At 53.6% G+C, this 23005-nt stretch carries 29 protein-coding genes; 27 read left to right on the top strand and 2 right to left on the bottom strand.

The window, feature by feature from the left end:
* Positions 1-9: 9 nt before the first annotated feature.
* Complete coding sequence (locus J5067_RS10405; RefSeq protein WP_264644295.1) at positions 10-2772, bottom strand: two component system sensor kinase; 2763 nt, start codon at positions 2770-2772, stop codon at positions 10-12.
* Positions 2773-2951: 179 nt separating this feature from the next.
* On the opposite strand from J5067_RS10405, the gene J5067_RS10400 reads away from it, so the two are divergent.
* The 27 genes from J5067_RS10400 to J5067_RS10270 all read left to right on the top strand — a co-directional run bounded on the left by J5067_RS10400 (position 2952) and on the right by J5067_RS10270 (position 22508).
* On the top strand, positions 2952-3404 hold the full coding sequence (locus tag J5067_RS10400) for a pathogenicity island protein (RefSeq protein WP_264644296.1): 453 nt from the start codon (positions 2952-2954) through the stop codon (positions 3402-3404).
* A complete protein-coding gene (locus J5067_RS10395) occupies positions 3391-4866 on the top strand; it encodes an EscC/YscC/HrcC family type III secretion system outer membrane ring protein (protein WP_264644297.1) in 1476 nt (491 codons plus the stop codon). The genes J5067_RS10400 and J5067_RS10395 overlap by 14 nt, the downstream gene beginning before the upstream one ends.
* A gap of 7 nt (positions 4867-4873) precedes the next feature.
* Entirely contained in the window at positions 4874-6061 is a 1188-nt protein-coding gene (gene sctD / locus J5067_RS10390) for a type III secretion system inner membrane ring subunit SctD (protein WP_264644298.1), read from the top strand.
* 11 nt (positions 6062-6072) lie between these two features.
* Positions 6073-6315 carry an EscE/YscE/SsaE family type III secretion system needle protein co-chaperone gene (locus tag J5067_RS10385; protein WP_264628848.1) on the top strand — a complete coding sequence of 81 codons (243 nt, stop codon included), beginning with the start codon at positions 6073-6075 and terminating at the stop codon, positions 6313-6315.
* Positions 6316-6372: 57 nt separating this feature from the next.
* Positions 6373-6636 carry a hypothetical protein gene (locus tag J5067_RS10380; protein WP_264628847.1) on the top strand — a complete coding sequence of 88 codons (264 nt, stop codon included), beginning with the start codon at positions 6373-6375 and terminating at the stop codon, positions 6634-6636.
* Positions 6637-6676: 40 nt separating this feature from the next.
* Positions 6677-7279, top strand: a complete 603-nt coding sequence (locus tag J5067_RS10375; protein WP_264644299.1) for a hypothetical protein — start codon at positions 6677-6679, stop codon at positions 7277-7279.
* A complete protein-coding gene (sscA, locus tag J5067_RS10370) occupies positions 7276-7740 on the top strand; it encodes a CesD/SycD/LcrH family type III secretion system chaperone SscA (protein ID WP_264644300.1) in 465 nt (154 codons plus the stop codon). The genes J5067_RS10375 and sscA overlap by 4 nt, the downstream gene beginning before the upstream one ends.
* The gene (sctE, locus tag J5067_RS10365; RefSeq protein ID WP_264651056.1) at positions 7733-9172 is read left to right on the top strand and encodes a type III secretion system translocon subunit SctE; all 1440 of its coding nucleotides are present in this window, start codon (positions 7733-7735) and stop codon (positions 9170-9172) included. The genes sscA and sctE overlap by 8 nt, the downstream gene beginning before the upstream one ends.
* Positions 9173-9181: 9 nt before the next feature.
* A complete protein-coding gene (locus tag J5067_RS10360) occupies positions 9182-9859 on the top strand; it encodes a type III secretion system effector protein (RefSeq protein WP_264651055.1) in 678 nt (225 codons plus the stop codon).
* Positions 9859-10293 carry a secreted effector protein gene (locus tag J5067_RS10355; RefSeq protein ID WP_264651054.1) on the top strand — a complete coding sequence of 145 codons (435 nt, stop codon included), beginning with the start codon at positions 9859-9861 and terminating at the stop codon, positions 10291-10293. The genes J5067_RS10360 and J5067_RS10355 overlap by 1 nt, the downstream gene beginning before the upstream one ends.
* A 115-nt stretch (positions 10294-10408) precedes the next feature.
* Positions 10409-10624, top strand: coding sequence for a type III secretion system needle filament subunit SctF (gene sctF / locus J5067_RS10350; RefSeq protein WP_264628777.1), 216 nt, complete (start codon positions 10409-10411; stop codon positions 10622-10624).
* Positions 10621-10872 (top strand): EscG/YscG/SsaH family type III secretion system needle protein co-chaperone, encoded by a 252-nt coding sequence (locus J5067_RS10345; RefSeq protein ID WP_264651053.1) that lies wholly within the window; start codon positions 10621-10623, stop codon positions 10870-10872. Before sctF ends, J5067_RS10345 begins: the two co-directional genes overlap by 4 nt.
* Positions 10873-10915: 43 nt before the next feature.
* The gene (gene sctI, locus J5067_RS10340; RefSeq protein WP_264651052.1) at positions 10916-11185 is read left to right on the top strand and encodes a type III secretion system inner rod subunit SctI; all 270 of its coding nucleotides are present in this window, start codon (positions 10916-10918) and stop codon (positions 11183-11185) included.
* Positions 11182-11934: an EscJ/YscJ/HrcJ family type III secretion inner membrane ring protein SsaJ gene (ssaJ, locus tag J5067_RS10335; protein WP_264651051.1), complete on the top strand. Its 753-nt coding sequence runs from the start codon at positions 11182-11184 to the stop codon at positions 11932-11934. Before sctI ends, ssaJ begins: the two co-directional genes overlap by 4 nt.
* The gene (locus J5067_RS10330) at positions 11889-12503 is read left to right on the top strand and encodes a type III secretion system domain-containing protein (RefSeq protein ID WP_264651050.1); all 615 of its coding nucleotides are present in this window, start codon (positions 11889-11891) and stop codon (positions 12501-12503) included. Before ssaJ ends, J5067_RS10330 begins: the two co-directional genes overlap by 46 nt.
* Entirely contained in the window at positions 12479-13177 is a 699-nt protein-coding gene (locus J5067_RS10325) for an HrpE/YscL family type III secretion apparatus protein (protein ID WP_264644308.1), read from the top strand. The genes J5067_RS10330 and J5067_RS10325 overlap by 25 nt, the downstream gene beginning before the upstream one ends.
* The gene (locus J5067_RS10320) at positions 13164-14168 is read left to right on the top strand and encodes a SepL/TyeA/HrpJ family type III secretion system gatekeeper (protein WP_264644309.1); all 1005 of its coding nucleotides are present in this window, start codon (positions 13164-13166) and stop codon (positions 14166-14168) included. Before J5067_RS10325 ends, J5067_RS10320 begins: the two co-directional genes overlap by 14 nt.
* Positions 14169-14224: 56 nt before the next feature.
* On the top strand, positions 14225-14593 hold the full coding sequence (locus J5067_RS10315) for a type III secretion system protein SsaM (RefSeq protein WP_264644310.1): 369 nt from the start codon (positions 14225-14227) through the stop codon (positions 14591-14593).
* A complete protein-coding gene (locus tag J5067_RS10310; RefSeq protein ID WP_264651109.1) occupies positions 14593-16638 on the top strand; it encodes an EscV/YscV/HrcV family type III secretion system export apparatus protein in 2046 nt (681 codons plus the stop codon). Before J5067_RS10315 ends, J5067_RS10310 begins: the two co-directional genes overlap by 1 nt.
* Positions 16639-16648: 10 nt before the next feature.
* Positions 16649-17950: a FliI/YscN family ATPase gene (locus J5067_RS10305; RefSeq protein WP_264651108.1), complete on the top strand. Its 1302-nt coding sequence runs from the start codon at positions 16649-16651 to the stop codon at positions 17948-17950.
* Entirely contained in the window at positions 17899-18330 is a 432-nt protein-coding gene (locus J5067_RS10300) for a hypothetical protein (protein WP_264628017.1), read from the top strand. The genes J5067_RS10305 and J5067_RS10300 overlap by 52 nt, the downstream gene beginning before the upstream one ends.
* Positions 18331-18340: 10 nt before the next feature.
* Positions 18341-18742 (top strand): hypothetical protein, encoded by a 402-nt coding sequence (locus J5067_RS10295; RefSeq protein ID WP_264628018.1) that lies wholly within the window; start codon positions 18341-18343, stop codon positions 18740-18742.
* Positions 18690-19667, top strand: a complete 978-nt coding sequence (locus J5067_RS10290; protein WP_264628019.1) for a YscQ/HrcQ family type III secretion apparatus protein — start codon at positions 18690-18692, stop codon at positions 19665-19667. The genes J5067_RS10295 and J5067_RS10290 overlap by 53 nt, the downstream gene beginning before the upstream one ends.
* A 94-nt stretch (positions 19668-19761) precedes the next feature.
* Complete coding sequence (gene sctR / locus J5067_RS10285) at positions 19762-20409, top strand: type III secretion system export apparatus subunit SctR (protein ID WP_264644314.1); 648 nt, start codon at positions 19762-19764, stop codon at positions 20407-20409.
* Positions 20406-20672 (top strand): EscS/YscS/HrcS family type III secretion system export apparatus protein, encoded by a 267-nt coding sequence (locus tag J5067_RS10280; RefSeq protein WP_264651049.1) that lies wholly within the window; start codon positions 20406-20408, stop codon positions 20670-20672. Before sctR ends, J5067_RS10280 begins: the two co-directional genes overlap by 4 nt.
* Positions 20669-21442: an EscT/YscT/HrcT family type III secretion system export apparatus protein gene (locus J5067_RS10275; protein WP_264651048.1), complete on the top strand. Its 774-nt coding sequence runs from the start codon at positions 20669-20671 to the stop codon at positions 21440-21442. Before J5067_RS10280 ends, J5067_RS10275 begins: the two co-directional genes overlap by 4 nt.
* Entirely contained in the window at positions 21435-22508 is a 1074-nt protein-coding gene (locus J5067_RS10270; RefSeq protein ID WP_264651047.1) for an EscU/YscU/HrcU family type III secretion system export apparatus switch protein, read from the top strand. The genes J5067_RS10275 and J5067_RS10270 overlap by 8 nt, the downstream gene beginning before the upstream one ends.
* Before the next feature lie 100 nt (positions 22509-22608).
* Here J5067_RS10270 and J5067_RS10265 read toward each other — a convergent pair whose 3' ends face one another.
* Entirely contained in the window at positions 22609-22941 is a 333-nt protein-coding gene (locus J5067_RS10265; protein ID WP_264651046.1) for a hypothetical protein, read from the bottom strand.
* Between the last annotated feature and the right edge of the window lie 64 nt (positions 22942-23005).

Genomic DNA, 23005 nt, shown 5'->3' with positions numbered 1-23005 from the left:
CATTGTCCTTTACGATGAGCACTTCAAACGTAAAGCGACATCCAGCGTAAGACGCAGTTCTGCAATTTCCGCTTTGGACAATGGCAGCCCACGTTTAACGCGGTTCTCCATATCGATCACATCGCACAGCAATGGACCGAGACCAGCCTGCCCGATGCATCCTTTTAGGGTATGCAACAGCGTGATAGTTTTTTTCTGATCGCTTGAATTTTGTTCAATGCTCGACAGCAACACGCGAAGTGAACGACGAATTTTTCGTCGCATGGTGGGGTGAGTGATATCAATGATGGCCTTGTCCATCAGATTATCTTGTTCTTGCAGATCAATTTCTCGCTGGAGCTGATATTCGGCGGCGATGCTGATGCCATCGGCCAAATGCGCCAGCGTGACGGGTTTGGTCAGGTAGTGGTGCATACCGGCCTGCTTGCAACGAAAAATTTCTTCCGATGCGGTATTGGCTGACAGTGCCATGATGGCGCATTCTGGATCCTGATTCTTGCTGTCTTGACGCCACTGCCGGGTGCAGGCCAGGCCATCCATCTCCGGCATGCAGACATCCATCAGCACCAGATCAAAACGTTGCTGTCTCCCACACGCCAGGGCTTCTCGGCCATTACAGGCGGTAGTGACGTCTTGCCCGAGCAGGGTCAGCATGGCACCAATGATGTCGCGGTTTATTGTCGCGTCATCGACCAGCAGGATGTGCAAGCGCCAGGGTTGAACCGGGATAACCGCCTTGTCGGTATCGGTGATGCCTGACGTTATCTGAGCGGCCAGCGTGTAGAGTTTGCCAGGCAGAAAGCCAAGCTCGTCGGCACACAGGGCATTGTCATGCGCGGCGGGATGGCATGTCAGTCCCCACTCGCTCAGTTGCCGGTGCAGCGCCAACGGCGCGGCGATTTCGCCGCTTAATGGCGTCGTCGTGCCGTGTTTGCCGAGCGGCAGCATAAAAGAGATGCAGGTGCCGAGCCCTACCGAGCTGTTGAGATCCAGCCAGCCCCCCATCATCCGGGCCAGATTCGAGGCAATCGCCAGCCCAAGCCCGGTACCCTGAATGTTTGCCTGGCTTTGAAAGAAGGGGGTGAAAACCGCATCGCGATCGGCAGAGGCAATGCCTTTGCCACTGTCGCAGACGGCAAATATCAGCGTGTTGTCGTTGCGTGTGACGCTGAGCGTTATCCCTCCATTTTCCGTAAATTTGACCGCATTTCCCAGCAGGTTCACCAGAATTTGCCGTACGCGTGTCGCGTCCATATCGATAAGCAAGGGCACATCACCGCTGACCGTGGTGCGCAGCATCAATCCTTTGCTTTTTCCCGGTCCCTGAATGGTATACATCGCGCGATCGATCAACGGAAGCAGCGCTGTCTGCTCAACGTGCAGCGAGATTTGTCCTGACTCTATACGCGAGAAATCCAACAGATTGTTAATGATATCCAGCAATGAGAGGGTGCAAAGCCGGGCCGTTTCCGCCAGATGGCTCTGCTTGGCGCACAGCGGGGTGAGTTGGAGAAGCTCCAGCGCGCCCAGTGAACCGCTAAGCGGCGTGCGCAGTTCATGACTGATGGTTGTCAGATGGCTGCTTTTGCGTTTGTTGGCCTGTTCTGCCTGCTGCTTGGCGATAATCAACTCGCGCGTGCGCTCAACCACGGTATTTTCCAGGTTGTCATGCTGCGTGCGCAGATCGTTCAACAGCCGATTGTAAGCCTGAGCAATGCTGCCGAGTTCATCCTGACGGTTTTCCGGCAGACGCAGTGACAGCGGTGCCCGTTTAGTCTTATTGATGATATCAACAAAGTCCTGCAACGGGCGGGCCAGATGACGATGGAGCAGGCCCAATAGCATCAGTGCAAGCAGGACTAACGTCGCCAATGCGAAAGGCAACTGGCTGATGACGATAGACAGCGCGCGATTGATGATATCCCGGGTTGGATACAGGATAACCTGCTGCCAACCGGGCCCTTTCAACTGGGTGCGCAACACCAGATAGCCGGGAATTTCCTGCCAGCCGTCATGCAGCGTTACGTCGTTGAACCGCGTTTGTAATGCGTGACCGTGCTTCTCATCGAGCTGGGAAAAAGGCAGGATGTGATTTTGCTTATCCAGCCAGAGGCTGATATCGCTGCCGGAGAACAGTTGGCCGTACGAGAGCACATCGCTGAGTTTTACTGAAAGCCCGGCGAGCGTACCCTGTGCGCTGGTGGCCGCAACAGAGACGCTCCAGCCCACGCCCTCGGTGTACTTGGGTTCGCCCCAGTGCATATTGTGGTTGACGGGGCTGCCTAGTAATTCCGTTAACTCAGTGCGTCGACGAGAAAAATAGTCGGAGGCGTGCTCGCGAGGGGGCAGCAGCGAGATGCCATAGCGGCTATCCAGCACAAAGCTGTCGAGATAATAGGTTTGCCCGGCCGTACCGTAAACCTGGATAAAGCTGCGATCCTGCTCTTGAACTGCTTTGGGGATACACGCGCTGGTATCAATCGGTAAGTAACAGCTTTCACTTTTGTCGACAACGGCCGTGTCTGCGGCTCCGCTGTGGTACAGAAGGTAACGGTGTGCCAATATCTGCGCATCCCGTTCTGCACCTTCAAAACGGTGATTGGTTAACGTGGCCCGAAGGGTGGAAAAGTGCGTTAGATTTTCAATTAAATAATGTTTTTCCTGGTTGAGTGAGGCGTAGGTCGCAGCAAAAACAGAAACCAGCCAGATAATAAATAAGCACAGTGATATAAATAATGTCGGTTTACTCACCAATGAGCGTTTTCTTTTCATTGTCATACCCGAGAATGGTGTCTAAATGAAATTGCCCCTGTGGGCGAATGAATTCACATCTGTCGGTTTTCTCTAACACGGTAATTTTCACTAAAACTATAATAGGCTTTAGCGCCGTGATTGTTTTAATTTGTAAATATATATAACGTCTCCGTAAGTAAAAATCAGGTATTAGGTTGATGTCTAAGATTCTCATTGCGTTTGAGAATAAGATTATCCCACGGAGGTTGTTCTACATGCTTGATTTACTAAAAAGTATCCCCTTGATTCAGGATATATCCATGCCTAATAGTAAAGGAGAAATCGCGATGAAAATAGCGGATCTTCCTGCGAAAGGCTATTCATGCAATCTCTCTTGGATTCTGGCAATTTATCTCGTTGACTCTTGTGATTTATCATTAGAAACATTGTGTTATGTTTCATGTCTGCTGGGGGGACATCATGATATTCACGATTTTTCCTGCTACTTCTCCGATGAGAAAAGTTGGCTGTGTTGTGTCTACGATAAGAAAATCTCTGCCGAAGTAATGGCACGTGAAATAGAGATACATCTGGCGCTAACACGTTATTTTCGATACCTCATTTTGAGTAAACAGCACCCATGCCAGGTAAAAGAATATGAAGCTATATAAAATCGCCCATTTGGTTTTGTTTTTTTTCTGTTCGGTTTCTTATGCCGAAAACTTACCGTGGAAGGGCAATGATTTTTCACTGAGAGCACAAAATATGTCGCTTTCTTATCTGTTGAAGGATCTCGCGGAAAACTATTACACATCAACGAATATCGATCCGGCGATTGTACAAAATTTCAGCGGTGTTATCTTGCCCGGACCGCCGGTGAATATCCTGTGTAGGCTGATGAGCCAATATAATCTGGTTTCTTATTACGATGGCAATACGCTGTTTATTTACCCCGCGCAGCGTCTATCACGCCATCTTGTAACACTTAATGTGCTATCCGCCACGCGTTTTGCAGCAAATTTACGCAGACTGAATGTTCCTGAAGATCGAAGCTGTGTCATTTACCCGGTGTTGAATGAACATGCGCTGGAAATCAGCGGAGTACCTGCGTGTCTGGCGCGCGTAACGCAACTGGCAACCTCCCTTGATGCGGATATCAGCAAACGTCAGGATGACGCGGTGAGCGTGGTGGTATATCCGTTGAAATATGCCACGGCGATGGATGACCACTATCAATACCGCGATCAGACTGTTGTGGTGCCCGGTATTGTCAGCGTGCTGCGTGATATGACGCGTGGCGGCACGCCTGCGCCAGCCAACAATACCGCTGCGACTCAGGGACTACCGATGTTTTCTGCGGACCCGCGCCAGAATGCGGTCATCGTGCGCGATCGCAGCGCCAACATGGCGGGGTATCGTCAACTGATTACCCAGTTGGATCAACGGCCTCAAATGATCGAAATATCCGTGACCATCATTGATGTGGATGCCGGTGATATCAGCCAGTTGGGCATTGACTGGAGTGCGGCGACCTCTATCGGTGGCGGCATGCTCAGCTTCAACAATACCGGGGGGAGTCTGGACAGCGGATTCTCCAGCGTGATCAAAGACACGCCGCACTTTATGGTGCGCCTTAGTGCGCTGGAAAAGAACTCGCGAGCCTATGTGCTATCGCAGCCTTCAGTGGTGACGCTCAACAATATTCAGGCGGTGTTGGATAAAAACGTCACCTTCTACACCAAGCTTGAGGGCGACAAGGTCGCCAAACTGGAGTCCGTAACGACCGGATCGCTACTGCGCGTTACGCCTCGGCTGTTAGAGCAGAATGGTAAGCAAAATATCATGTTGAACCTGAATATTCAGGATGGGCAACAAAGCGAACCCATCAGCCAGGATGAACCTCTGCCCGGCGTTCAAAATGCGGAAATTGCTTCACAAGCCATGTTGCAGGCGGGGCAGAGCCTGTTGTTGGGCGGGTTCAAACAGGATAAGCAGATACAGTCGGAAAAGAAAATCCCCTTGTTAGGCAGCATCCCTGTGCTTGGCCATCTGTTCAGCACCAAAACCAATCAAATGCATAGCGTTATTCGCTTGTTCCTGATCAAGGCATCCGTTGCCAATAGACAACAGTGAAAAGCGTATGGAAAACACGTGGAAGATCCGCCTGTTAGGCGGGGTATTGCATGGACGGGAAGTGTGGCTATCGGAAGGTCGACTCTCTATTGGTGAGCGGGAATGCGATCTGTGCATCCCTTTGCGGGCCGCAAGTCGCATCGAACTGACGATCGCTGACGGGCAACTCTATGTCAACGCGGAAAAGGTGTCGGTGCGGGTAAATGGCCGCCGCCATGCACAGCAGCATCCGTTACCGTTGCAGGGCGTCTTGGAGGCGGCAGGGTTGGCGATGGCATTTGGGCCGCAGCACGCAGATCTTGCTGGTTGTTGCTTGCCGGTTCGCCGGTTTTCAAGCGGCTGGGTGCTGGTGCCAGGCATGCTTATGCTGATCGTTGCCCTACTGTTTTTCTCCGTGGAATGGGCCCCGTCACCCTCGACGGCGGCACCTGTAACGGTGGACGCGCTGTTGCAGCAGACCGGGTTGACGCAGCTCGTGGCGCAATGGCAGCAGGATGGCGTGCTGCATCTGTCCGGGTATTGCGAATCGAGCGATACGTTGACGCCATTGTGGGTTGCGCTGCAATCCCACGATATTCGTTACCAGGATAACGTGATTTGCGCCGATCAACTGGTCCGGAACGTGAAAGATGTGCTGATTCAGGCGGGATACACCCAGGCTCAGGTTGTCAGCCGGGGGCAGGGCAACGTTGCGATCGATGCGGATATTCATATGGGAGAGCAGTGGGCGGCGGTTCAGCCGCTGTTGGCCGACATTCCGGGATTACGGCATTGGCAGATAGAAAACGCCTACGACGAGATCGCGAATGCGCTGATCGGCGCGCTGCTACAGCAAGGGTTAGCCGGCAAGGTGAATCTGACGAGTGCGGGGCCGCGTTTCATCTTAAGCGGCGTGTTGAACGCGCAGGATAAGCAGACTTTGACGCAACTGATGCAGGAGATGCGAGCGAGCTATCCAAGCGTGGCGCTGAGCTATCAGGATGTTCCCCTATCCAGTGAGTTTTCCAGGCAGTTGCCAGCGCCTGTCACTGGCATTGTTCATAGCCGTCGCGGCGATTATCTGGTGCTGGGTAATGGCGATACCTTGTCCATCGGCAGCCGATTGGCCGATGGCAGTGCGGTTGTGGCTATCAGTGATAGCGCAGTGACGTTCAGACAAGGGCGTACGCTGATTACGCTTCCATTCAATTTTTAAAGGGAAACTCGATGGCGACGCTGACGGCATTGGAAGATCGTATACAGGGCTCGGCTGACGATGCCCAAAAGGCATTGCTGGAGCTGCGTGCCGCCCGTCATCGATTAACCTGTGCCATGACGAAACCCATTACGCCAGAACAATATCAGCACTTTGCCTTATTGCTGGAAGCGGTGATACAGAGCGAAGATATTATCAAGATCATTTACTTTCGTTATCACAATACAGCGCTAGAGGCTGGGTTAAGTCAGTAGAGAATACCCATCGACCTATCAACGGCTGAGCTATTCGTGAACGATGAGAGGTGCAACATGTCAGGCAATATACAGAGTCAGTTTAAAAAGTTCGAAGTAGAGTATGAACGTTTATTAAAATGTTTTTCCGAATTTGAAAAGATCAAAAGCGAACTGACCTCCGCAGGTCATACCGTTTCTCCTCATGATGCACAGGCGGTAAAACCGCTGGGTATCCACCACATGAACATTATTGCGGAAAATGCAAAAAAAGATTTGAAAGCATTAACTATCTCCTTGAAAAAAATCGAGACGCATATTAAGCACAGCGTCAATAAATAATGTTCATATCTACACTATTTTATATTCCAGGAGGTTTATAATGGAGACTACGCCAGTTTCTTCATTGCCAGACATTAATTCTACTGTACTTGAAGACAAAGAAAGACGTGTCAGAAATACCACTCAAGAAAAGACGCCTCGCTATGGGACTGCCGATAATATTTTCGCCTATGCCTATGAAATAATGCTGTTGTTGCAGGATGTGCAGTCTTCCCGCGCCTATGCCCAATTCAATGATATTCAAAATGCATCCAATCGAGCCCGGGATACCCAGGAAAAGGCAAACCAGATGGATGAAGCCATTGCGGCGGCATCAAAAGGCGATGGCAACGCCAAGGAAGCAGTGCCTGCCGACGTTATCGAGTATATGAAGACACACGGTATCCAGGTGGATGGCAAGTCGATAGAGGACTATATCAAACAGCACGCGGGGGCTGACGGTAAATTGGACAAGGGCAGCCTCCAGGCCGTTAAAGCGGCATTGGATAACAGCGCGGGCCGCGACAGCGATCTCTCCTCTCAGGCGCAACTGACGATTCAAAAAGCGATACAGATGCTTAACGCTGCCATTTCGCAGGCGACTAACCTGGTCAGCAAATGGGGTGAAATTCTGCAAATGATCACCCAAAAGACCTATTCATGACGCAAGACGACAGTCTGACCATGCTGCAATTTTTGCGTCGCGGTGGCGCGATGCGCATGTTGCTGAAAAAAGAGGTAAGCGTCGAACTGGACACCCTTTTTCGCTATGCCAGACAGTTATCCAACGCCGGGGATTATCGCGCAGCGGCCAACCTGTTACGGATATTGACCGCTTACGACGATTGGTCTTTTGACTACTGGTATCAACTTGGGGCGACGTGCCATGCGGCGCACGCCTGGTCAGATGCACTCTATGCCTATGGTCGGGCAGCGAAAATTAACGTATCGGCCGCACAGGTACCTTGTGCCGCTGGGGAGTGTTTTCTGGCCTGCAATGAGAAAGCATTGGCACGCAAAGCCTTTAAGGCCGCCTTGCTGATTTGCGGTGAACATCGGTCATTACAGGCGATACGCCGTCAAGCGGAGCAAGGACTATCTCGAACAGGAGAGCCTGATGGATAGTGTACAAGCCAGAGCGGGGATGCATTACCCGCTACCCTATGATGATGGTGAAGAGATGCTCGTCTCTTCGTCAATGAAGCAAACCACACACCCAACACGCGCTGTTGTTGGCCTGCACGATAGGCAAGACGATGCAGGAAAGAACGCGGAAACTGAACGTCAACCGAGGGCCGCGGCGCAGTCGGTGAGCGCGCCGCAGGCAGAGGCTGCCTGGCAACGGCTGCTGGCGGCTGGGTATACCGGCTCCGCCTCGGCCTCGCTGCAAGAGGTCATGAACATGGACCCGCTGCTGTTGTCGATGCTGGTGACGCAGCAGGTGATGAGTGTGTCCAGCAGCAACGCACTGGCGCTTTGTGAACAGTTGAACCGTGCCACAGAGCTGCAAACTTTCCTTCGCAATAAGCAGGTTGAGAAATACCAGGAGCAGATCAACAAGTCGATTGAACAGGCGAATCAGGTGCGTAAATCCGCGCTGTGTAGCGCCGTGTTTGATTGGATAAGCAGCGCCATTGAGATTGGTATCGGCGTGTTAAAACTGGTTGAAGCCGTGGCAACGGCAGATCCACTCGCTTTTGCTGCTGGTATCGCTTACTGCTCGGCAGGGGCTGCCGGAATCGTAAAAGGCGGCGCTGAGTTTGCTTTGGGGTTGGGGGCAAATAAAGCCGATTGTGAAGCGATTATTCACGCGGCAGGTTCGGTACAGAGCACGTGCGAATACGTCGCGATGGGATTGGATATTCTGCAAATCTGCCGTGGTATCTACGTGGCTCGCGGTTTGATCTCTGCGGCAGAAAAGGAGATGGGCAGCGGCGCGGGTAAAACGCTGGTGGAGGCAGCAAGCCAAAATAGCGGTGAGGTGGGTCAGCAGATCAAACAGATTGCTGAAAACACGGCTAAAGGCTTTGTCACTGAGCTCGAAGCCAGGTTGGAGGGGAACGCCAGTCAGTATTTGGCACGCACCATGGGCCGCAGTGCCACCGCTCAGGGAATTGAACAGCTTGTAGAAAAAACGTTGGAAAGCGCCCTCAAAAATGTGGCGACAGAGGTGTTGGAAAAGGGCGCTGCCGCCGCGGAAAAAGCGTTGCGTAAACGTTTTATGGTCTCGTTAGGCAAAGCGCTAGCCTCCGGCATCATTAAAAATGTCACCTTTCCCTGGTTAAGCACGGCGCGCTTGGCGCTAAGCGGTGGGCAAAAAATAACATCGGGTGTTGCCCAATGGAAAGCCGCTGATTTGCGCAAAGAAATTGAAGAATTAATCGTTATGCAACGCATTAACGATATTAAAGATAATTGGACGCAGGAGCGTAAAAAAGATCAGGAAAAACAGCTTGGCGATTATTTGCAACAGAGTGGCACCGCCGTGAGCAACGCGACTTCAATAATGGAAGATTACGGTACGGTATTGGCCAAAATTGCCTGTAACCGTGCCTGAGGATATGTTATGAGCCAAAATACGCTTATGAATCAAAATACTCTTTCGATAGACGTATTTCCTGTCAACGTCACTCCAGGCCACCTTTCCTCTGTCTTATCATCAAAGATGGATGGTGTAATGGCGGCCAAGGAAAAGACCGGTAGTGATGCAGATTTAAATGACTTTTTCGCGATGTTTGATCAACTGTGGGGAACACTATTAAATCTTGCCCGGCGTTTGCGTGACGTGATGCGCATGTATAACGAAAAGAAGCAGATATTAGGGTGGGGGCTTGAAATGAATGCGCTTTCCACCAGTTTAAACGCGATAGAACATAGTTTCACGGCGGCAAAGAGTAACGCATTAGGCACCTGTTTGAGCGGCTTAATGCAGTGTACGGGCGCGCTGACGGGCGGAATAATGGGGGAAATCAGCGGCGCTGGCGCCAGAGAGCTCACTTCGATGGGATTCAACGGTTCGGGATCGATAGCCAACGGGCTCTGTTCCTTTGAAGCGGCGACGGAAAACCGTGAAGCAGAAATAGAGCGGGCGCAGGCGGATTTTCAAAGTAAAAACGCACAATCCTACATCCGAAATCTCGACGATATTGTGCAAAAGGCGGTCGAAGTCATGCAGCAGATGATGGAAATGGGCCGCAAGATGGTCGAGGTGTTCAGCCAGACGCTTCATTCCCTTGCGAAGTAATGATGGAACGGCTGGAGGCACTTTTTAGCAGGCAGTTGCAAGCGGTGGGATTAGCGCCGCAGCCGGCGTTTTTGCCCGGGTGCGGACTACGCCTCGGGCAGCACATTACGTTGCTTCCCTATCGCCTTGTTTTTCGTGTTCAAAACCACGCGCTGCTTATCTGTAGTTTAACCCGGTTGCCCGATTGCGCCTCACAACCTGCGTCATTACTGCAGCTATGGCGGCTGTTGCACGTGGCGTTGTCTGCGGTTTCTGAGTTGAAGCATATCCGTATGTTAGTGATAACCGACGTCCTGCCCCAGAGGGTGGCGCTCCAGCGCCAAAAGCTGGTGCGCCGACTGTGTAAAAAAGGCGCGGTAACGCGATCTTTTGACGGCGAGCGTTGGTTAGAAATCGGCATAGATCAGATTTTTCGTGGAAAAGTCTGTGGTTAGGTTAAACACCGGATAGGCGCTGTGGCGGGTTAAAACCATAGTAGATACCAGCCAGCAACGTAGCAGGCAAGCAGCTATCTCAGGCAATAAGCCGACATTCTACCGGAGGATGACGATGGATGTTCAACAACTCATCGATACGTTGTCCCGCCTGGCAAACCAGGCAGGGCAAGCCGTCAAAGACAAAATGAACGGCGAAGATTTAACTAATCCCGACGCCATGCTCAAGGCGCAGTTTGCCGTGCAGCAGTATTCCACTTTTATCAACTATGAAAGCGCGATGATCAATACCATCAAAAATCTGCTCAGCGGGATTATCTCGAAGATATGAGCGTACTGACGTCTGCTGAACGACGGCTATTGCTTGAAGCCGCATTCGCTGGGGTTAATCACGGCTTGCTGCGTCAAGTGCGAGCGATAGTGCCGGTGGTACCGAGTCTGGTTACCGATAGCGATGCTTGTGCGGTGTGCATGGCCGTCCTGCTGTTGGGGCTGAATGCGCCGGAAGAGGCGAAACGCGTATTGCAACACGTGAATACGCCGGACGCAGACGTGGTCAAGCACTGCTTTTCATTATGAGTTTTTCACCGTGATTACGAGGTACCCCATGGAGATAACACCCATGACGCTTTCTCAGAAGATATCGCCAGATAGCCGTTGTGACAGCATCGATACGGTGTCTGCGATGGATGCACCGGACAGTCAGGCGGCGCAGACCTTCAAGCAGATGCTGTATGCCGGAACGGTGTCCGGCGCGGTAGAAACCTTATCACCGGAGCAGATGTTGCAGCAGCAGGCGAAGATCTTGACGTTGAGCGTCGGCGTCGATCTTGGTGCTAAGGTCGCCGGTTCTGCGGCGCAAACGGTCAACAAACTGGCCAATATGACATGAACGCATTGCGCTGTCTGGGGATGGCAATACTGGTTTTCATGCTGGCGGGCTGTCGTGTCGAACTCTACAACGGCCTGTCTCAGAGTGATGCCAACCAGATGTTGGCGATCCTGATGAACAACAACATTGATGCAGATAAGCAACCTTCGCCGGACGGCGGGGTAACGCTGCGCGTCGAGCAATCCCGGTTTATTGATGCTGTTGAAGTGCTGCGCATGGACGGCTTCCCGCGCAAGCGCTACACCACGGTAGAAACCATGTTTCCACCTAACCAGTTGGTGGTTTCTCCCCGGGAAGAGCAGCAGAAGATTCTGTATCTCACCGAGCAGCACATTGAAGAGATGCTCAGCCAAATGGATGGCGTTGTGCAAGCGTCTGTCGCGATAGCGTCCCATCCTCCCAGTGACGACGTCGCCACCCGTTCTGGTGATACCACCTCGGTGGCTGTCTACATTAAATTTTCCCCACGGGTGAACCTGGAAGCGTTTCGCGTACAAATCAAGAGCCTGATTGAAAAAGCGATACCCGGTGTCCAGTACGATCAAATCAGCATTTTGATGCAGCCTGCTGGCTATCGCGCTCGGGTGGCTCCGCCGCCGAAATCCGTTGAAGAGAGAGCGATCCTGAAATGGCTATCCCGTTATCGACAACATGTGATGTTAACGCTGATTTTACTGGCTTCGGTGCTGTTGATACTGGCGGCGTGGCGTGTGTTTCAGCGGACGAGTCCAGCAGACCGGATGCGTTGATCCTGCTGCTGCACCGCTCGGTCTGGCAGCCCGCCCGTTATGCGCACCCTGACTGGTTTGCCTTGTTAGGGTTTCATCGCAATCAACGGTGGCGTTATGGCGAGTCTCCGGTTTTAGACAGCGCGCTGAACCGCGCGTTACGAGCGCGGCGTGGCGGGATTTGTCTGCCGGGGCGGCTTAATGAACGTCAGCGCCGTTTGGCCATGCTGGCACCGAACATGCCGAAATATGCGCTGGCGCTTGGGCTGCTGACGCTGGCGTGCGGTGATTACTTTCTGCTGCCTGATTATCGTCACGCGCTTCGTCGCTGGCTGGATAACGATCTGATCTGGCATCTGTTTGGCATGTGTGACAACAAACGCCCTGCCTTATTTTCACCGGAACAGGTGATCGACGCGGCGAATCGCATTGGTATCGCCATGCTTTACCGTGCTGCAAGGGAGGAACCCGTGCTCCAGGCGCTGTTGATACAGCTGCCGCCGCTCAGGCAAGCGTTGTATCCCGTGACGTCTCTGACCACGATGAATTTACTGGAGCGTATGCTATGCCGCTGTGCCGACTCCCGTTGATTGAGCTTGATGGGCAACTTCCCGATTTCCCCGTGATTCCTGCTGAAAGGCTAAACACCCAACTGGCTTATGCCCACACCCTGCGCGATGCCCACCAAGAGGCCGCAACCATCGTGAAAGCGGCGAGCCGTAAGGCAGAGCACATGATACGCCAGGCGCGCAAAGCGCAGCGCCAGATACAGAATGAGGCTTATGCCGAGTTTTCTCGCCGTCAGCAGGAGATCCTTACTCGCTGCGAGAATCAATGGTTGGCGCGCCACGTTGTGGCGCTGTGTGAGGCGGCCTCGGTGGAACAGTGCGTGGTGCAGGCGGTCACGTCACGTATCCGCCTGGCTATGCGGAACGTATTGAGCGCCTGGTTTTCTCAACAGCCGGTTGATGACCTGCTGTGCGACCGTTTGTCGCAGCAGGTGGCACAGCTGGCGGCGGCGGGGTGTACCACGTTGCAGATTCATCCCGAGCGAGAGGCCAGAATGCGCGAGGCCTTCGGGGAGCGGTTAGCGATAGCCTGCAACCCGCAGTTGGCTGTGGATGAAGCCGTTCTGACATCTTCACAGCTCAGCGTTTCTTTTTCGCTCAGCAGACATTTTCAGCAGGTGTTGGCATGGATAGATACCGAGAACGAGCTCGGCATCCATCAACGGGAGGTAAGGCGTGACGATGAAAATGCCTGAATATCAGAATCTGGCAGGCCAGGCTTTATCCACAAACAATGATCCCCATCAGGCACACTCCCTGCCGCGTAATGAATACAACCTGCCGCTGACAGACATGGCGTTGGAAGAAATTGCAGACGAATCGCTGGATTCAACGCTGGCAGAGATGAGTTTGCTGCTTTCTGGTCGAATGCGCGATGAAAAGCGGCTGGCATCGTCAGAACGGCAGCTACGTAGACAACAAGAGCTAATTGCACTGATGCAACGTTTGCATGAGCAAGAAGGCGGCCTTCCAACGTTTCTCGCCTCCTCGGCTGAGAATAACAGCGAGGCGCTGGAGGGGCTGCGGCGTATTTTTACGATTGCTCAACACCTTGCATCAACGGCATTGGATGAAAAGCGGAAAAAGGCGCTGAATGCGCAGTTGGCCCAGCTTATTGAAGAAAACGCGTATGAAACTGCACTCTTTGGCCTGATGGAGCTCGGCACCGTCAGCAAGGCGGTGCTGGCACCCATTGGTCGCTTATTCCAGCGCGCGATGGATGAACAAGACATATCGTTATCGGAATGGTTTAAACGCATCCTGGACTGGTCCGATCGCCAGCGTCGGCTGCGCGTCCTGTTGCAAATGGCGGCGTTTGAACTCTCACTGTCTGTCGGGGGTGCTCAGCAAGCCAGGTTGGCGACGGTACTGGTTCGCCTGCGGCGCTTGTTGCTGTTTCTGGGCCTGGAACAGGAGTGTGAAGAACAGGAAAAGCGTTATCCATTACCTGCCGATTCACTCCTGACCTTGTTGATTGATATTACACAGGAAAGCTGGCTGTTTGAGGATTGGCTTATCGCACGAATTTCCTCGTTGACGCCCAGCGCAACGGTATTCAAGCACATCGTGCGTTATCTGGATGTGCAATTCAGAGTGATGCCGGATGCGTGTTTTAGCGATGAAGATCAGCGAGAAAGCATTCTTACCGTACTGCAAAAACTGAAGGGTAATCAGGTGTTGTCTTGATTTCTCCTCCTTGTCTTCTCTGGGATTCTGTTACCGGACGTGAGAGGAAAGACATCATGACATTAGATCTGTTCATCGAAAGAAACATCCAGCGCTTTATACAGTTGGCCGAGCTGGCGGAACAACCGCCCTCTGCCGAAATGCAATGGGTCGATCGAGGATTTCAAACCTTCCTCACCTTTCGTCAGGGACGCATGCATATCAGCCAATGTCTGCTGGATCCTTGGTGTGATAATGCGTTACTGGTTCTTGCACTGCAACGTGCCCATCCCGCCTGGTTTGCGGGTATTCCTCAGCGTGTTTTCACGCTACGTCAAGGCATGGTGATCAGCTGTGCCCCAATGGCAGACAGCGTGGCGGAACAATGGCTATGGTTGCACCGTCGCCAGCGAACATTTCTGGAAAAATTATGCAAACCAACGTGATGAAAAAAGATAGCGTCCAACGCTGGTTGCAAATGTGCGCCGGCAGGCAAGATATTATTCTCGCCTTGGTGATGCTCATGGCGATTGTCATGATTACCCTGCCGTTGCCTACGTTTGTGGTGGATATTCTGATCGCCATTAATCTGACTTTTTCCATCATCCTGCTGCTGTTTGCCATTTACATCAACGATCCGCTGGAACTGTCGGTGTTCCCCTCACTGTTGCTGATTACCACGCTTTACCGGCTGTCGCTGACCATCAGCACCTCGCGACTGGTGCTGTTGCAGCACGATGCGGGCGATATCATCGACGCGTTTGGTCGCTTTATGGTGGGGGGGAACTTGACGGTGGGGCTGGTAATTTTCGCCATCATCACCATCGTGCAATTTATCGTCATCACCAAGGGCACGGAGCGCGTGGCCGAGGTAAGCGCCCGATTTTCTCTCGATGGCATGCCGGGCAAGCAGATGAGTATCGATGGCGATCTGCGCGCTGGGGTGATCGATGCCGATCAGGCGCGCCAATTGCGTCTGCACGTGCAGCATGAAAGCCGTTTTCTTGGCGCGATGGACGGTGCCATGAAGTTTGTGAAAGGGGATGCCATCGCCGGTATTATTGTCGTGCTGGTGAATATTCTGGGTGGCATTACCATTGCCGTGGTGCAATACGGCATGTCGCTCGGGGATGCGGTGCAAACCTACAGCGTGCTCTCCATCGGTGACGGCCTGTGCGGACAGATCCCCTCTCTGCTGATTTCGCTCAGTGCCGGTATTATCGTCACCCGCGTACCGGGTGAGAAACGGCAAAATCTGGGGCGTGAGCTGAGCGCGCAATTAGGGAAACAGCCTCAGGCGCTGATCCTCGCAGCGGTGGTGATGTTACTGTTTGCCGTCATTCCCGGCTTCCCGTTTATCTACTTTTTCATTATGGCGGTGCTTACCGCATTGCCCTGTGCGCTGCTGTGGTATCGCGCCCGGCATCCGCAGTCGGTATCCGCGCCGCAGGGCAGCGCAGATGACGATCTGATGGTGCCGGGCGCACAGCCTCTGACGCTGCGTCTTGCACCGAGCCTGCATTCAGAGTCTCTTTCACTGGAGATTGATGCCCTGCGCAAAACCCTGTTTGACACCGTGGGTGTCCCCCTGCCGGATGTCTCCATCATCGTTGATGCTTCAATGACGGAGAACAGTATGGCGGTGCTGGTCTATCAGGAGTCCGTGTTCTCGCTGACGCTCCCCCTGGCAGCATCCTGCATGATGTTCACCGCATTGGATGCGTCCGCTGCTACGCCAGAGGCTCAGGTGTTGCCGCAGGGAATGGGGCGGATCGCATGGCTGTCTGCGGCTGAGGGACAACGTGTGCAACAGGCGGGGCAAACGGTGTATACCGGTGACCAGTGCCTTGTTGCGTTGTTGCACAAGGTGTTGGTGAACCATATGGCAGAGTTTATCGGGGTGCAAGAAGCGCGCTACCTGATGGATGCGATGGAGAAACGCTATGCCGAGTTGGTGAAAGAGCTACAGCGGCAGATGCCCATCAACAAAATTGCCGAGGTGCTCCAGCGATTGGTTTCGGAGCGTGTCTCTATCCGTGATTTGCGTCTGGTGTTCGGCACGCTGATTGAGTGGGCACCGCGGGAAAAAGATGTCCAGATGCTAACGGAATATGTTCGCATCGCGTTGCGACGCCATATTTTACATCGCCTGATGCCAGAAGGAACGCCGCTACGCGTGCTGCGCATTGGGGAGGAGATGGAGAATGTGATTCGTGAGTCTATTCGGCAGACAGCAATGGGCACCTATACCGCGTTGAGCCATGCACAGTGTGCCGAGATATTGCAGTTGATTGCCGAGGCACAAACGGCCCACGGTGAGTTTGTGATTGTCACCTCGGTGGATGTGCGTCGTTTCCTGCGTAAGGTCATAGAGCAACAACATGCCGACATTGCGGTGCTGTCGTGGCAGGAAGTGGGTGAGCACTGCCTTATCCAGGTGGTGCACAGTATTGACCTGGACCCCGAGCACTTACTCGATGATGAAGACTGAGTTTTCCTCTCTGGTGGATGCGGTGAGCCAACGGCTGGCATTGTGCGGTAAGCCGCCGGATGGCATCGACATGACGGGACAGGTGCTGCACATCAGCGCCACCTTGTTGAAAGTGCGGTTGCCCGGTGTGTTTATGGGTGAACTTTGCCAGATTTTACCCGGCGGCACCTTGGCCGAGGTGGTTGCGGTAGACGGCGATGATGCGCTGTTATCTCCCTTCGCCAGCACGGTTGGTCTGTTTTGCGGCCAGAAGGTGCGGCCGCTCAGACGACGCCAGCAGGTTCCGGTCGGCGATGCGTTGCTGGGCCGGGTCGTTGATGGCCTTGGGCTGATGCTGGATGGCAATGAGACGTGGCCGGGGCCGTGGCGCGATTTTGACGCACCACCTCCGGCGGCGCTGGTCCGTGGGATTATCGAACGCCCGGTGCTAACCGGCGTGCGGGCGATAGACAGCTTACTCACCTGCGGTGAGGGGCAACGTATAGGGATTTTCGCGGCGGCGGGCGTGGGGAAAAGCACCTTGCTTTCCATGCTGTGCCACGGCGCAGACTGCGAGGTGATCGTTCTGGCGCTTATTGGCGAGCGTGGCCGCGAGGTGCGGGAATTTTTAGAGCATTCGCTCGACGAGGAGACACGACGTCGCTGTGTCGTCGTCGTCGCCACCTCAGACAGGCCGCCGCTGGAGCGCATGCGCGCGCTGTATGTGGCGACCACCATTGCCGAGTCGTTTCGCGATCGGGGCAAACGCGTATTGTTGATGGCAGACTCACTGACGCGCTACGCCCGCGCTGCGCGGGAAATCGCCATCGAGGCGGGTGAGCGTGCGGTTGCAGGCAGCTATCCCCCCAGCGTGTTTGCCGCGCTGCCGCGTTTGCTGGAGCGCAGTGGTAACGGGCGCTGTGGCAGCATTACCGCGTTCTACACCGTGCTGGTGGAGGGAGACGATATGAATGAGCCGCTGGCGGATGAGGTGCGTTCGCTGCTTGATGGGCACATCGTCCTGTCGCGACAGCTGGCCGAGGCGGCGCATTTCCCGGCGATTGATGTGCTCGCCAGCGTGAGCCGCACCATGCCGAATGTCACCAGCCAGATGCACCTGTCGCTGGCCCATCAGGTACGCCGTTTGCTCAGCGTATATCGCGATGTCGAGTTGCTGGTACGGGTAGGAGAGTATCAGCAGGGTGAGGATCCGCTCGCCGATCTGGCGGTTGAAAAGCACGCGGCGATCAATGCGTTTTTACAACAGCAGGAGAATGAACCATGTCATCGCGATCTGTTACTGCAACGGCTAAGTGCGCTGGTCACGCCATGACGCTGCGGGCGTTATTGGCTATCAAGCAGCGTCGGGAAATCGCCTTGCGCCGACAACTGGCACAGCAACGTTCTCAACTTCGTCAACTGGAACAGGATATCTACACCTGTTCGACCCATCGCGCGTTGCTGGCAGAAAAACGAAACGCCTGGCTGGGCTGGTCCGGCACGCGCATCAGCGATGAACTGCTGGCGCATAAGCAGACACTGATGGCACTGCGCGATGAGGATCAGCAGTGGATGGCTAACCAGATGGCGTTGTCTGAGGAACAGCGAGCCGTATTGGCCCAGCAACACGCGGTAAGGCAAGCGCTGAATGTTGTCATGAAAAAAAAGGAAAAACTGCACAGTGTGCTCAACGATACAGGCTGTAGACGATGAGTCGCTATCCATGAGTACCACACGCATTGAAGGGAGTCTGTGGCACACGCTGCCGGAACAGGAGGCGATCGACGCGGAAACCGCGATGGACGCTCAGAAATTTATGCAACTGATAGCCCAAAAGGCAACGCATTGCGCCTCTTCTCCGCTTTCACCGCATGCGCATCGCCGGCAGCGTTATCGCATGGTGACTGGCGATGGGGAAGTGATCCTGTGTGAGATCAGCGAGCGAGCCGGTGAACTTCATCTTTGTATTCAGGTGTCTCAGCGCGAGCTGTTCGACACGTTGAGCCTTATTTCGTCCTGGCTCTGCGCCCGTTTGCGCGAGGCAGGACATGCCGTTGTACTGGAGGTTGACTATGTTAAGGACGACCCGGGAAGCGTGGAGCCTGGCACAGCATCTTCCTCCTGAGGGCGTGACCGCGGGTGAATTGCATCTCGGCTTACAAACCTGGACCCGTGCTCAAACCGGGGTAGTCATTGCGCTCTCTTTTGCGCAGGACGCAGCGGTGAGCCACGTTTGGCTGGAGGATGCCGGGTGGCGGACACTGTGCGAGCAAATGCTGGGCACTGCTGAGGTGGCAATGGTGGATACGCTATTGCTTGAGGACATCGCGCAGTGGGCGTTGTCGCCGTTGCTGGCACAGTGCCAAGCCAGCATGGTGCGGCAGAATGCGGCACCACGCCCTTGTAGCATTCTGCCCGAACAATGGGACATCGTCGTTACCTGGCAGGTGGAACAGGTTGCCTTTCAGGCTGTGTTGTTTGGCAATACCGACGTTGGTTTTAAGCACCTGCATGCGTTGATCGTGCCTGATGACATCCCCACAGGCCCATTGCCGCCGTTGCAGTGTGCGCTTTATGCCGGGGAGTGTGAGCTGCCGCTTTCTGCTTTGCAGCGGCTGACGTTGGGGGACGGGATCGCGATACAGGCGTATGGCGATCTGCGTGCAGGACATTTCGTTTTATCGCCGCTGCTGGGGCTGGCGGCGTATGTCCAGATAAACGGAGATAACACGATGCACTGTAGAGCGTTAGGCGCTGAACTCGAAAACCGCGCGATTGACATACCAGATCAACCCACCGGCGCAGAATCCATGTCGGTGGATCTTGCGGCGCTGCCGCAAAAACTGTTGGTTGAAGTGGGCCAGGTCACACTGACACTGGGATCGCTGCGAACGTTACAGGTGGGCGATACGGTGGCGGTGAATACCGAGTTCTCTCCAGAAGTAACATTGAAGTTGAATGGACGTGCCATCGGCAAAGGTGCGCTGATTGGCTGCGGCGACCGCTTTTTGGTGCAAATCCGGCAATGGTATCTCACCGCACAAGATTGAACGCGGGTGGGGTAAAGATAGGGTGAATGCCGGGTAGGTGCGTCTGGTTTAGCCGAGGTATAAGGGGGCGTGAACCCTACACTGTGGATATAACATGTCACTACCTGACTCTCCCTGGCAGTTAATTGCGCTGCTGTTTGTGCTCTCGCTGCTGCCGCTGATTATCGTTATGGGGACCTCGTTTCTCAAACTGGCGGTGGTCTTTTCCATCCTGCGTAATGCGTTGGGGATCCAGCAGGTGCCGCCGAATATGGCGCTGTATGGCCTTGCGCTGGTGCTCTCGCTGTTTATCATGGCGCCGACGCTGCTGGCGGTAAAGGCGCAGTGGCATCCGGTTGCCGTTGAGGGCGAGCCCGCCTGGATGAGCGGTTGGGACAGTCAGGCGCTAACGCCCTATCGCCACTTTCTGATTAAAAACACCGAAGATAAGCAGGTGCATTATTTTCAGAACCTGATTGCGAAAACCTGGCCGGAAGAGGCGCGTCGTGCGGTGAAGGACGACTCCTTACTCATTTTGCTGCCTGCATTCACGGTCAGCCAATTGACCCAGGCGTTTCGTATCGGCTTATTAATTTATTTGCCGTTTCTCGCCATTGATCTGCTGGTGTCCAATATCCTGCTGGCGATGGGGATGATGATGGTCTCTCCCATGACCATCGCCTTACCGTTCAAACTGCTGATTTTTCTCTTGGCCGGCGGCTGGGATCTGATCCTTTCCCAGTTAGTGCAGAGTTTCGTATGAATGAAGCCACTCTGACGCACCTGATGACCCAACTGTTGTGGATCGTCTTGCTGACCTCATTGCCGATCATTGTTGTCGCGTGTGTGGTGGGCGTATTGGTCAGTTTGTTGCAAGCGCTGACGCAGATACAGGATCAGACCCTACAGTTCATGATCAAACTGCTGGCCGTGGCGCTGATGCTGATGGCTACCTATCACTGGCTTGGCGGCATCCTGCTGGGATATACGCGCCAGGTGTTCTTGCAAATAAGTGCGCATGCATGAATCTGGCGCTTAACGAAGAGATTGTGCATCTGGCGTTTCTCATGATACGTCCACTGGGGATGACCTTGCTGTTTCCGTTGTTGCAGGCAGGAAACCTGGGGTCGCCGTTAGTGAGAAATGCGGTGTTAATGGCGATCGCATTGCCCATGATGGCGGTGGTGCCTGTGCCACAGGATATCGGCGAGGGGTGGACATGGTTGAGTTATATCCCCGGTGAGTTGCTGATCGGGCTGGTATTGGGCTTCTGCGGTGCGATTCCTTTTTGGGCCGTGGATATGGCGGGGTTTATTATCGATTCACTGCGTGGTGCAACCATGAGTGCGGTATTCAACCCCGCGATGTCCGTCCAGTCTTCACTTTTTGGTTTGTTGTTCAGCCAGTTCCTCTGTGCGCTGTTTTTTATTAGCGGCGGCATCAATTTGCACCTGAGCGTGCTGTATGACTCTTACCATTACCTCCCCCCCGGCAATACGCTGGCGTTTAATCAGCCTTTGCTGGATTTTATCAAGGTGGAATGGCAGGCGCTCTATCAACTGTGTTTAAGCTTCTCCTTACCGGCCGTGTTGGTGATGGTATTGGCGGATATGGCGCTGGGGTTGTTGAATCGCTCGGCGCAGCAGTTAAACGTGTTCTTTCTGGCTATGCCCATCAAAAGCCTGCTGGTATTGCTGCTGCTGATCGTGTCACTACCGTATGCGCTGCATCACTATCTGATGGAAAGTGAACGTCTCTACCAGCATGTTGGCGAGTGGTTTGCTCACCATGAGTGAGAAAACGGAGCAGCCCACCCGCAAAAGGCGGCAGGATGGTGAAAAAGAGGGCCAGGTGATCAAAAGCGTTGAGCTGACCTCCGGTGCACAACTGCTCGCCTTATTTCTCTTTTTTCATTTTTTTACTGATGTGCTGGTACAAAACATCACCTTGTTAATCCAGGAATCTCTGCGCGTTATCAATGCCCCTTTCTCCTATGCGCTGGGCACCGTTGCACGCGCGCTGGTAAAAGAGTGCGCGCTGGTGCTGCTCTATCTCGGGGCGATGGTAAGCGTTGCCACCGTTTTCAGCGTGCTGATTCAAATAGGTTTTGTGGTTGCCAGTAAGGCAGTGGGTTTCAAGGGGAGCAAACTTAACCCGGTGAACAATCTTAAACAGATTGTTTCCTGGCGCAGCGTGGTTGAACTCCTCAAATCCTGTTTGAAAGTGGTGCTGTTGTGCGCGATTTTTCTCTTGCTGTTCTATGCCTATGCGTCGACGTTTCGCGCATTGCCCTATTGTGACCCTCACTGTGCGTTACCCACTTTTTCCGCCATTATGCGTTTTATGTGGCTTGGCATGCTGGGCTTTTATCTGGTATTGGCGGTGGCGGATTACAGCTATCAGCGTTTTCATACGTTGAAGCAGCAGCGCATGAGCAAGGAGGATATCAAACAGGAAAACAAGAACAGGGAAGGCGATCCTCATATTAAACAGCGGCGTCGCGCGCTACAGCGCGAAGTGCAGAGCGGCAGCCTGGCACAAAACGTCAGGCAATCGGCGGTGATTGTGCGCAATCCGACGCATTTGGTGGTTTGCTTGGGATACGATCCCGAGACGATGCCCGTACCGCGCGTGTTGGAGAAAGGCAGGGATGCCATGGCGCAACACATTGTCGAGTTGGCGCAACGTGAGGCCATTCCGATGGTAGAGAACATCCCCCTGGCGCGTACGCTGTTTTATGATGTGAAGCGCGGCGAACGTATCCCTGATGCGCTGTTCGAACCCGTTGCCGCGCTGCTGCGTATCGTCTTGCAGATCGATTACGCCTCTCGCGAGAAGGCCGGTGGTGAGGAGCACAACTGACAGGCAAAAAAAAGACCGGGCCAAGGTACGGTGCCGGTCAAAGCGCAAAGAGAACCATAATGGAGTTGTGCTCTTTGCAAAGTCGATAAATACCGCGCGCTTACTGACTGTCAGCGTGCGTGTTGAATCCCTGGTGTAGGCCGCAATTGGTCAAGAGATTTTCATACAGCCTTATTCCGATAAGCAGGCTGGTGTATTTGTTGTATAACGCGTCATGGTGCGTCTTGAGATAAGTAGAAAATGACTCTTCAGCCAGCAACTTGTTGATTTTCAGATAGCTGATTTTCAGGTGATTACAGTTGTTGATGTATACATCCAACGAGTGATACTTTTTTTGCATCATCTGCGAAAGCAGGGCCGTAATCTGCTCAAGCTCCGATAAGAACGTATCGTAATCGGTCAATATTTTCTGACGCTCTCCATGACTATCCATATCTTTTTCTTATATTTATCGTTGTATCGGGTTTTACCATAGCGTCCTGAAAGCCAGACTGTCA

The organism is Candidatus Symbiopectobacterium sp. NZEC151 (assembly GCF_025962655.1).
Taxonomy (GTDB): Bacteria; Pseudomonadota; Gammaproteobacteria; order Enterobacterales; family Enterobacteriaceae; genus Symbiopectobacterium.
The sequence above is the reverse complement of the archived record's forward strand: the minus strand, read 5'-3'. Positions and strand labels throughout refer to the sequence as shown.

What these genes read in the sequence shown, in the direction of transcription:
- J5067_RS10405 (WP_264644295.1), bottom strand. Translation starts at nt 2,772, where the DNA reads ATGAAAAGAAAACGCTCATTGGTGAGTAAACCGACATTATTTATATCA.
- J5067_RS10400 (WP_264644296.1), top strand. Translation starts at nt 2,952, where the DNA reads ATGTCTAAGATTCTCATTGCGTTTGAGAATAAGATTATCCCACGGAGG.
- J5067_RS10395 (WP_264644297.1), top strand. Translation starts at nt 3,391, where the DNA reads ATGAAGCTATATAAAATCGCCCATTTGGTTTTGTTTTTTTTCTGTTCG.
- sctD (WP_264644298.1), top strand. Translation starts at nt 4,874, where the DNA reads ATGGAAAACACGTGGAAGATCCGCCTGTTAGGCGGGGTATTGCATGGA.
- J5067_RS10385 (WP_264628848.1), top strand. Translation starts at nt 6,073, where the DNA reads ATGGCGACGCTGACGGCATTGGAAGATCGTATACAGGGCTCGGCTGAC.
- J5067_RS10380 (WP_264628847.1), top strand. Translation starts at nt 6,373, where the DNA reads ATGTCAGGCAATATACAGAGTCAGTTTAAAAAGTTCGAAGTAGAGTAT.
- J5067_RS10375 (WP_264644299.1), top strand. Translation starts at nt 6,677, where the DNA reads ATGGAGACTACGCCAGTTTCTTCATTGCCAGACATTAATTCTACTGTA.
- sscA (WP_264644300.1), top strand. Translation starts at nt 7,276, where the DNA reads ATGACGCAAGACGACAGTCTGACCATGCTGCAATTTTTGCGTCGCGGT.
- sctE (WP_264651056.1), top strand. Translation starts at nt 7,733, where the DNA reads ATGGATAGTGTACAAGCCAGAGCGGGGATGCATTACCCGCTACCCTAT.
- J5067_RS10360 (WP_264651055.1), top strand. Translation starts at nt 9,182, where the DNA reads ATGAGCCAAAATACGCTTATGAATCAAAATACTCTTTCGATAGACGTA.
- J5067_RS10355 (WP_264651054.1), top strand. Translation starts at nt 9,859, where the DNA reads ATGATGGAACGGCTGGAGGCACTTTTTAGCAGGCAGTTGCAAGCGGTG.
- sctF (WP_264628777.1), top strand. Translation starts at nt 10,409, where the DNA reads ATGGATGTTCAACAACTCATCGATACGTTGTCCCGCCTGGCAAACCAG.
- J5067_RS10345 (WP_264651053.1), top strand. Translation starts at nt 10,621, where the DNA reads ATGAGCGTACTGACGTCTGCTGAACGACGGCTATTGCTTGAAGCCGCA.
- sctI (WP_264651052.1), top strand. Translation starts at nt 10,916, where the DNA reads ATGACGCTTTCTCAGAAGATATCGCCAGATAGCCGTTGTGACAGCATC.
- ssaJ (WP_264651051.1), top strand. Translation starts at nt 11,182, where the DNA reads ATGAACGCATTGCGCTGTCTGGGGATGGCAATACTGGTTTTCATGCTG.
- J5067_RS10325 (WP_264644308.1), top strand. Translation starts at nt 12,479, where the DNA reads ATGCCGCTGTGCCGACTCCCGTTGATTGAGCTTGATGGGCAACTTCCC.
- J5067_RS10320 (WP_264644309.1), top strand. Translation starts at nt 13,164, where the DNA reads ATGAAAATGCCTGAATATCAGAATCTGGCAGGCCAGGCTTTATCCACA.
- J5067_RS10315 (WP_264644310.1), top strand. Translation starts at nt 14,225, where the DNA reads ATGACATTAGATCTGTTCATCGAAAGAAACATCCAGCGCTTTATACAG.
- J5067_RS10310 (WP_264651109.1), top strand. Translation starts at nt 14,593, where the DNA reads ATGAAAAAAGATAGCGTCCAACGCTGGTTGCAAATGTGCGCCGGCAGG.
- J5067_RS10300 (WP_264628017.1), top strand. Translation starts at nt 17,899, where the DNA reads ATGTCATCGCGATCTGTTACTGCAACGGCTAAGTGCGCTGGTCACGCC.
- J5067_RS10295 (WP_264628018.1), top strand. Translation starts at nt 18,341, where the DNA reads ATGAGTACCACACGCATTGAAGGGAGTCTGTGGCACACGCTGCCGGAA.
- J5067_RS10290 (WP_264628019.1), top strand. Translation starts at nt 18,690, where the DNA reads ATGTTAAGGACGACCCGGGAAGCGTGGAGCCTGGCACAGCATCTTCCT.
- sctR (WP_264644314.1), top strand. Translation starts at nt 19,762, where the DNA reads ATGTCACTACCTGACTCTCCCTGGCAGTTAATTGCGCTGCTGTTTGTG.
- J5067_RS10280 (WP_264651049.1), top strand. Translation starts at nt 20,406, where the DNA reads ATGAATGAAGCCACTCTGACGCACCTGATGACCCAACTGTTGTGGATC.
- J5067_RS10275 (WP_264651048.1), top strand. Translation starts at nt 20,669, where the DNA reads ATGAATCTGGCGCTTAACGAAGAGATTGTGCATCTGGCGTTTCTCATG.
- J5067_RS10270 (WP_264651047.1), top strand. Translation starts at nt 21,435, where the DNA reads ATGAGTGAGAAAACGGAGCAGCCCACCCGCAAAAGGCGGCAGGATGGT.
- J5067_RS10265 (WP_264651046.1), bottom strand. Translation starts at nt 22,941, where the DNA reads ATGGATAGTCATGGAGAGCGTCAGAAAATATTGACCGATTACGATACG.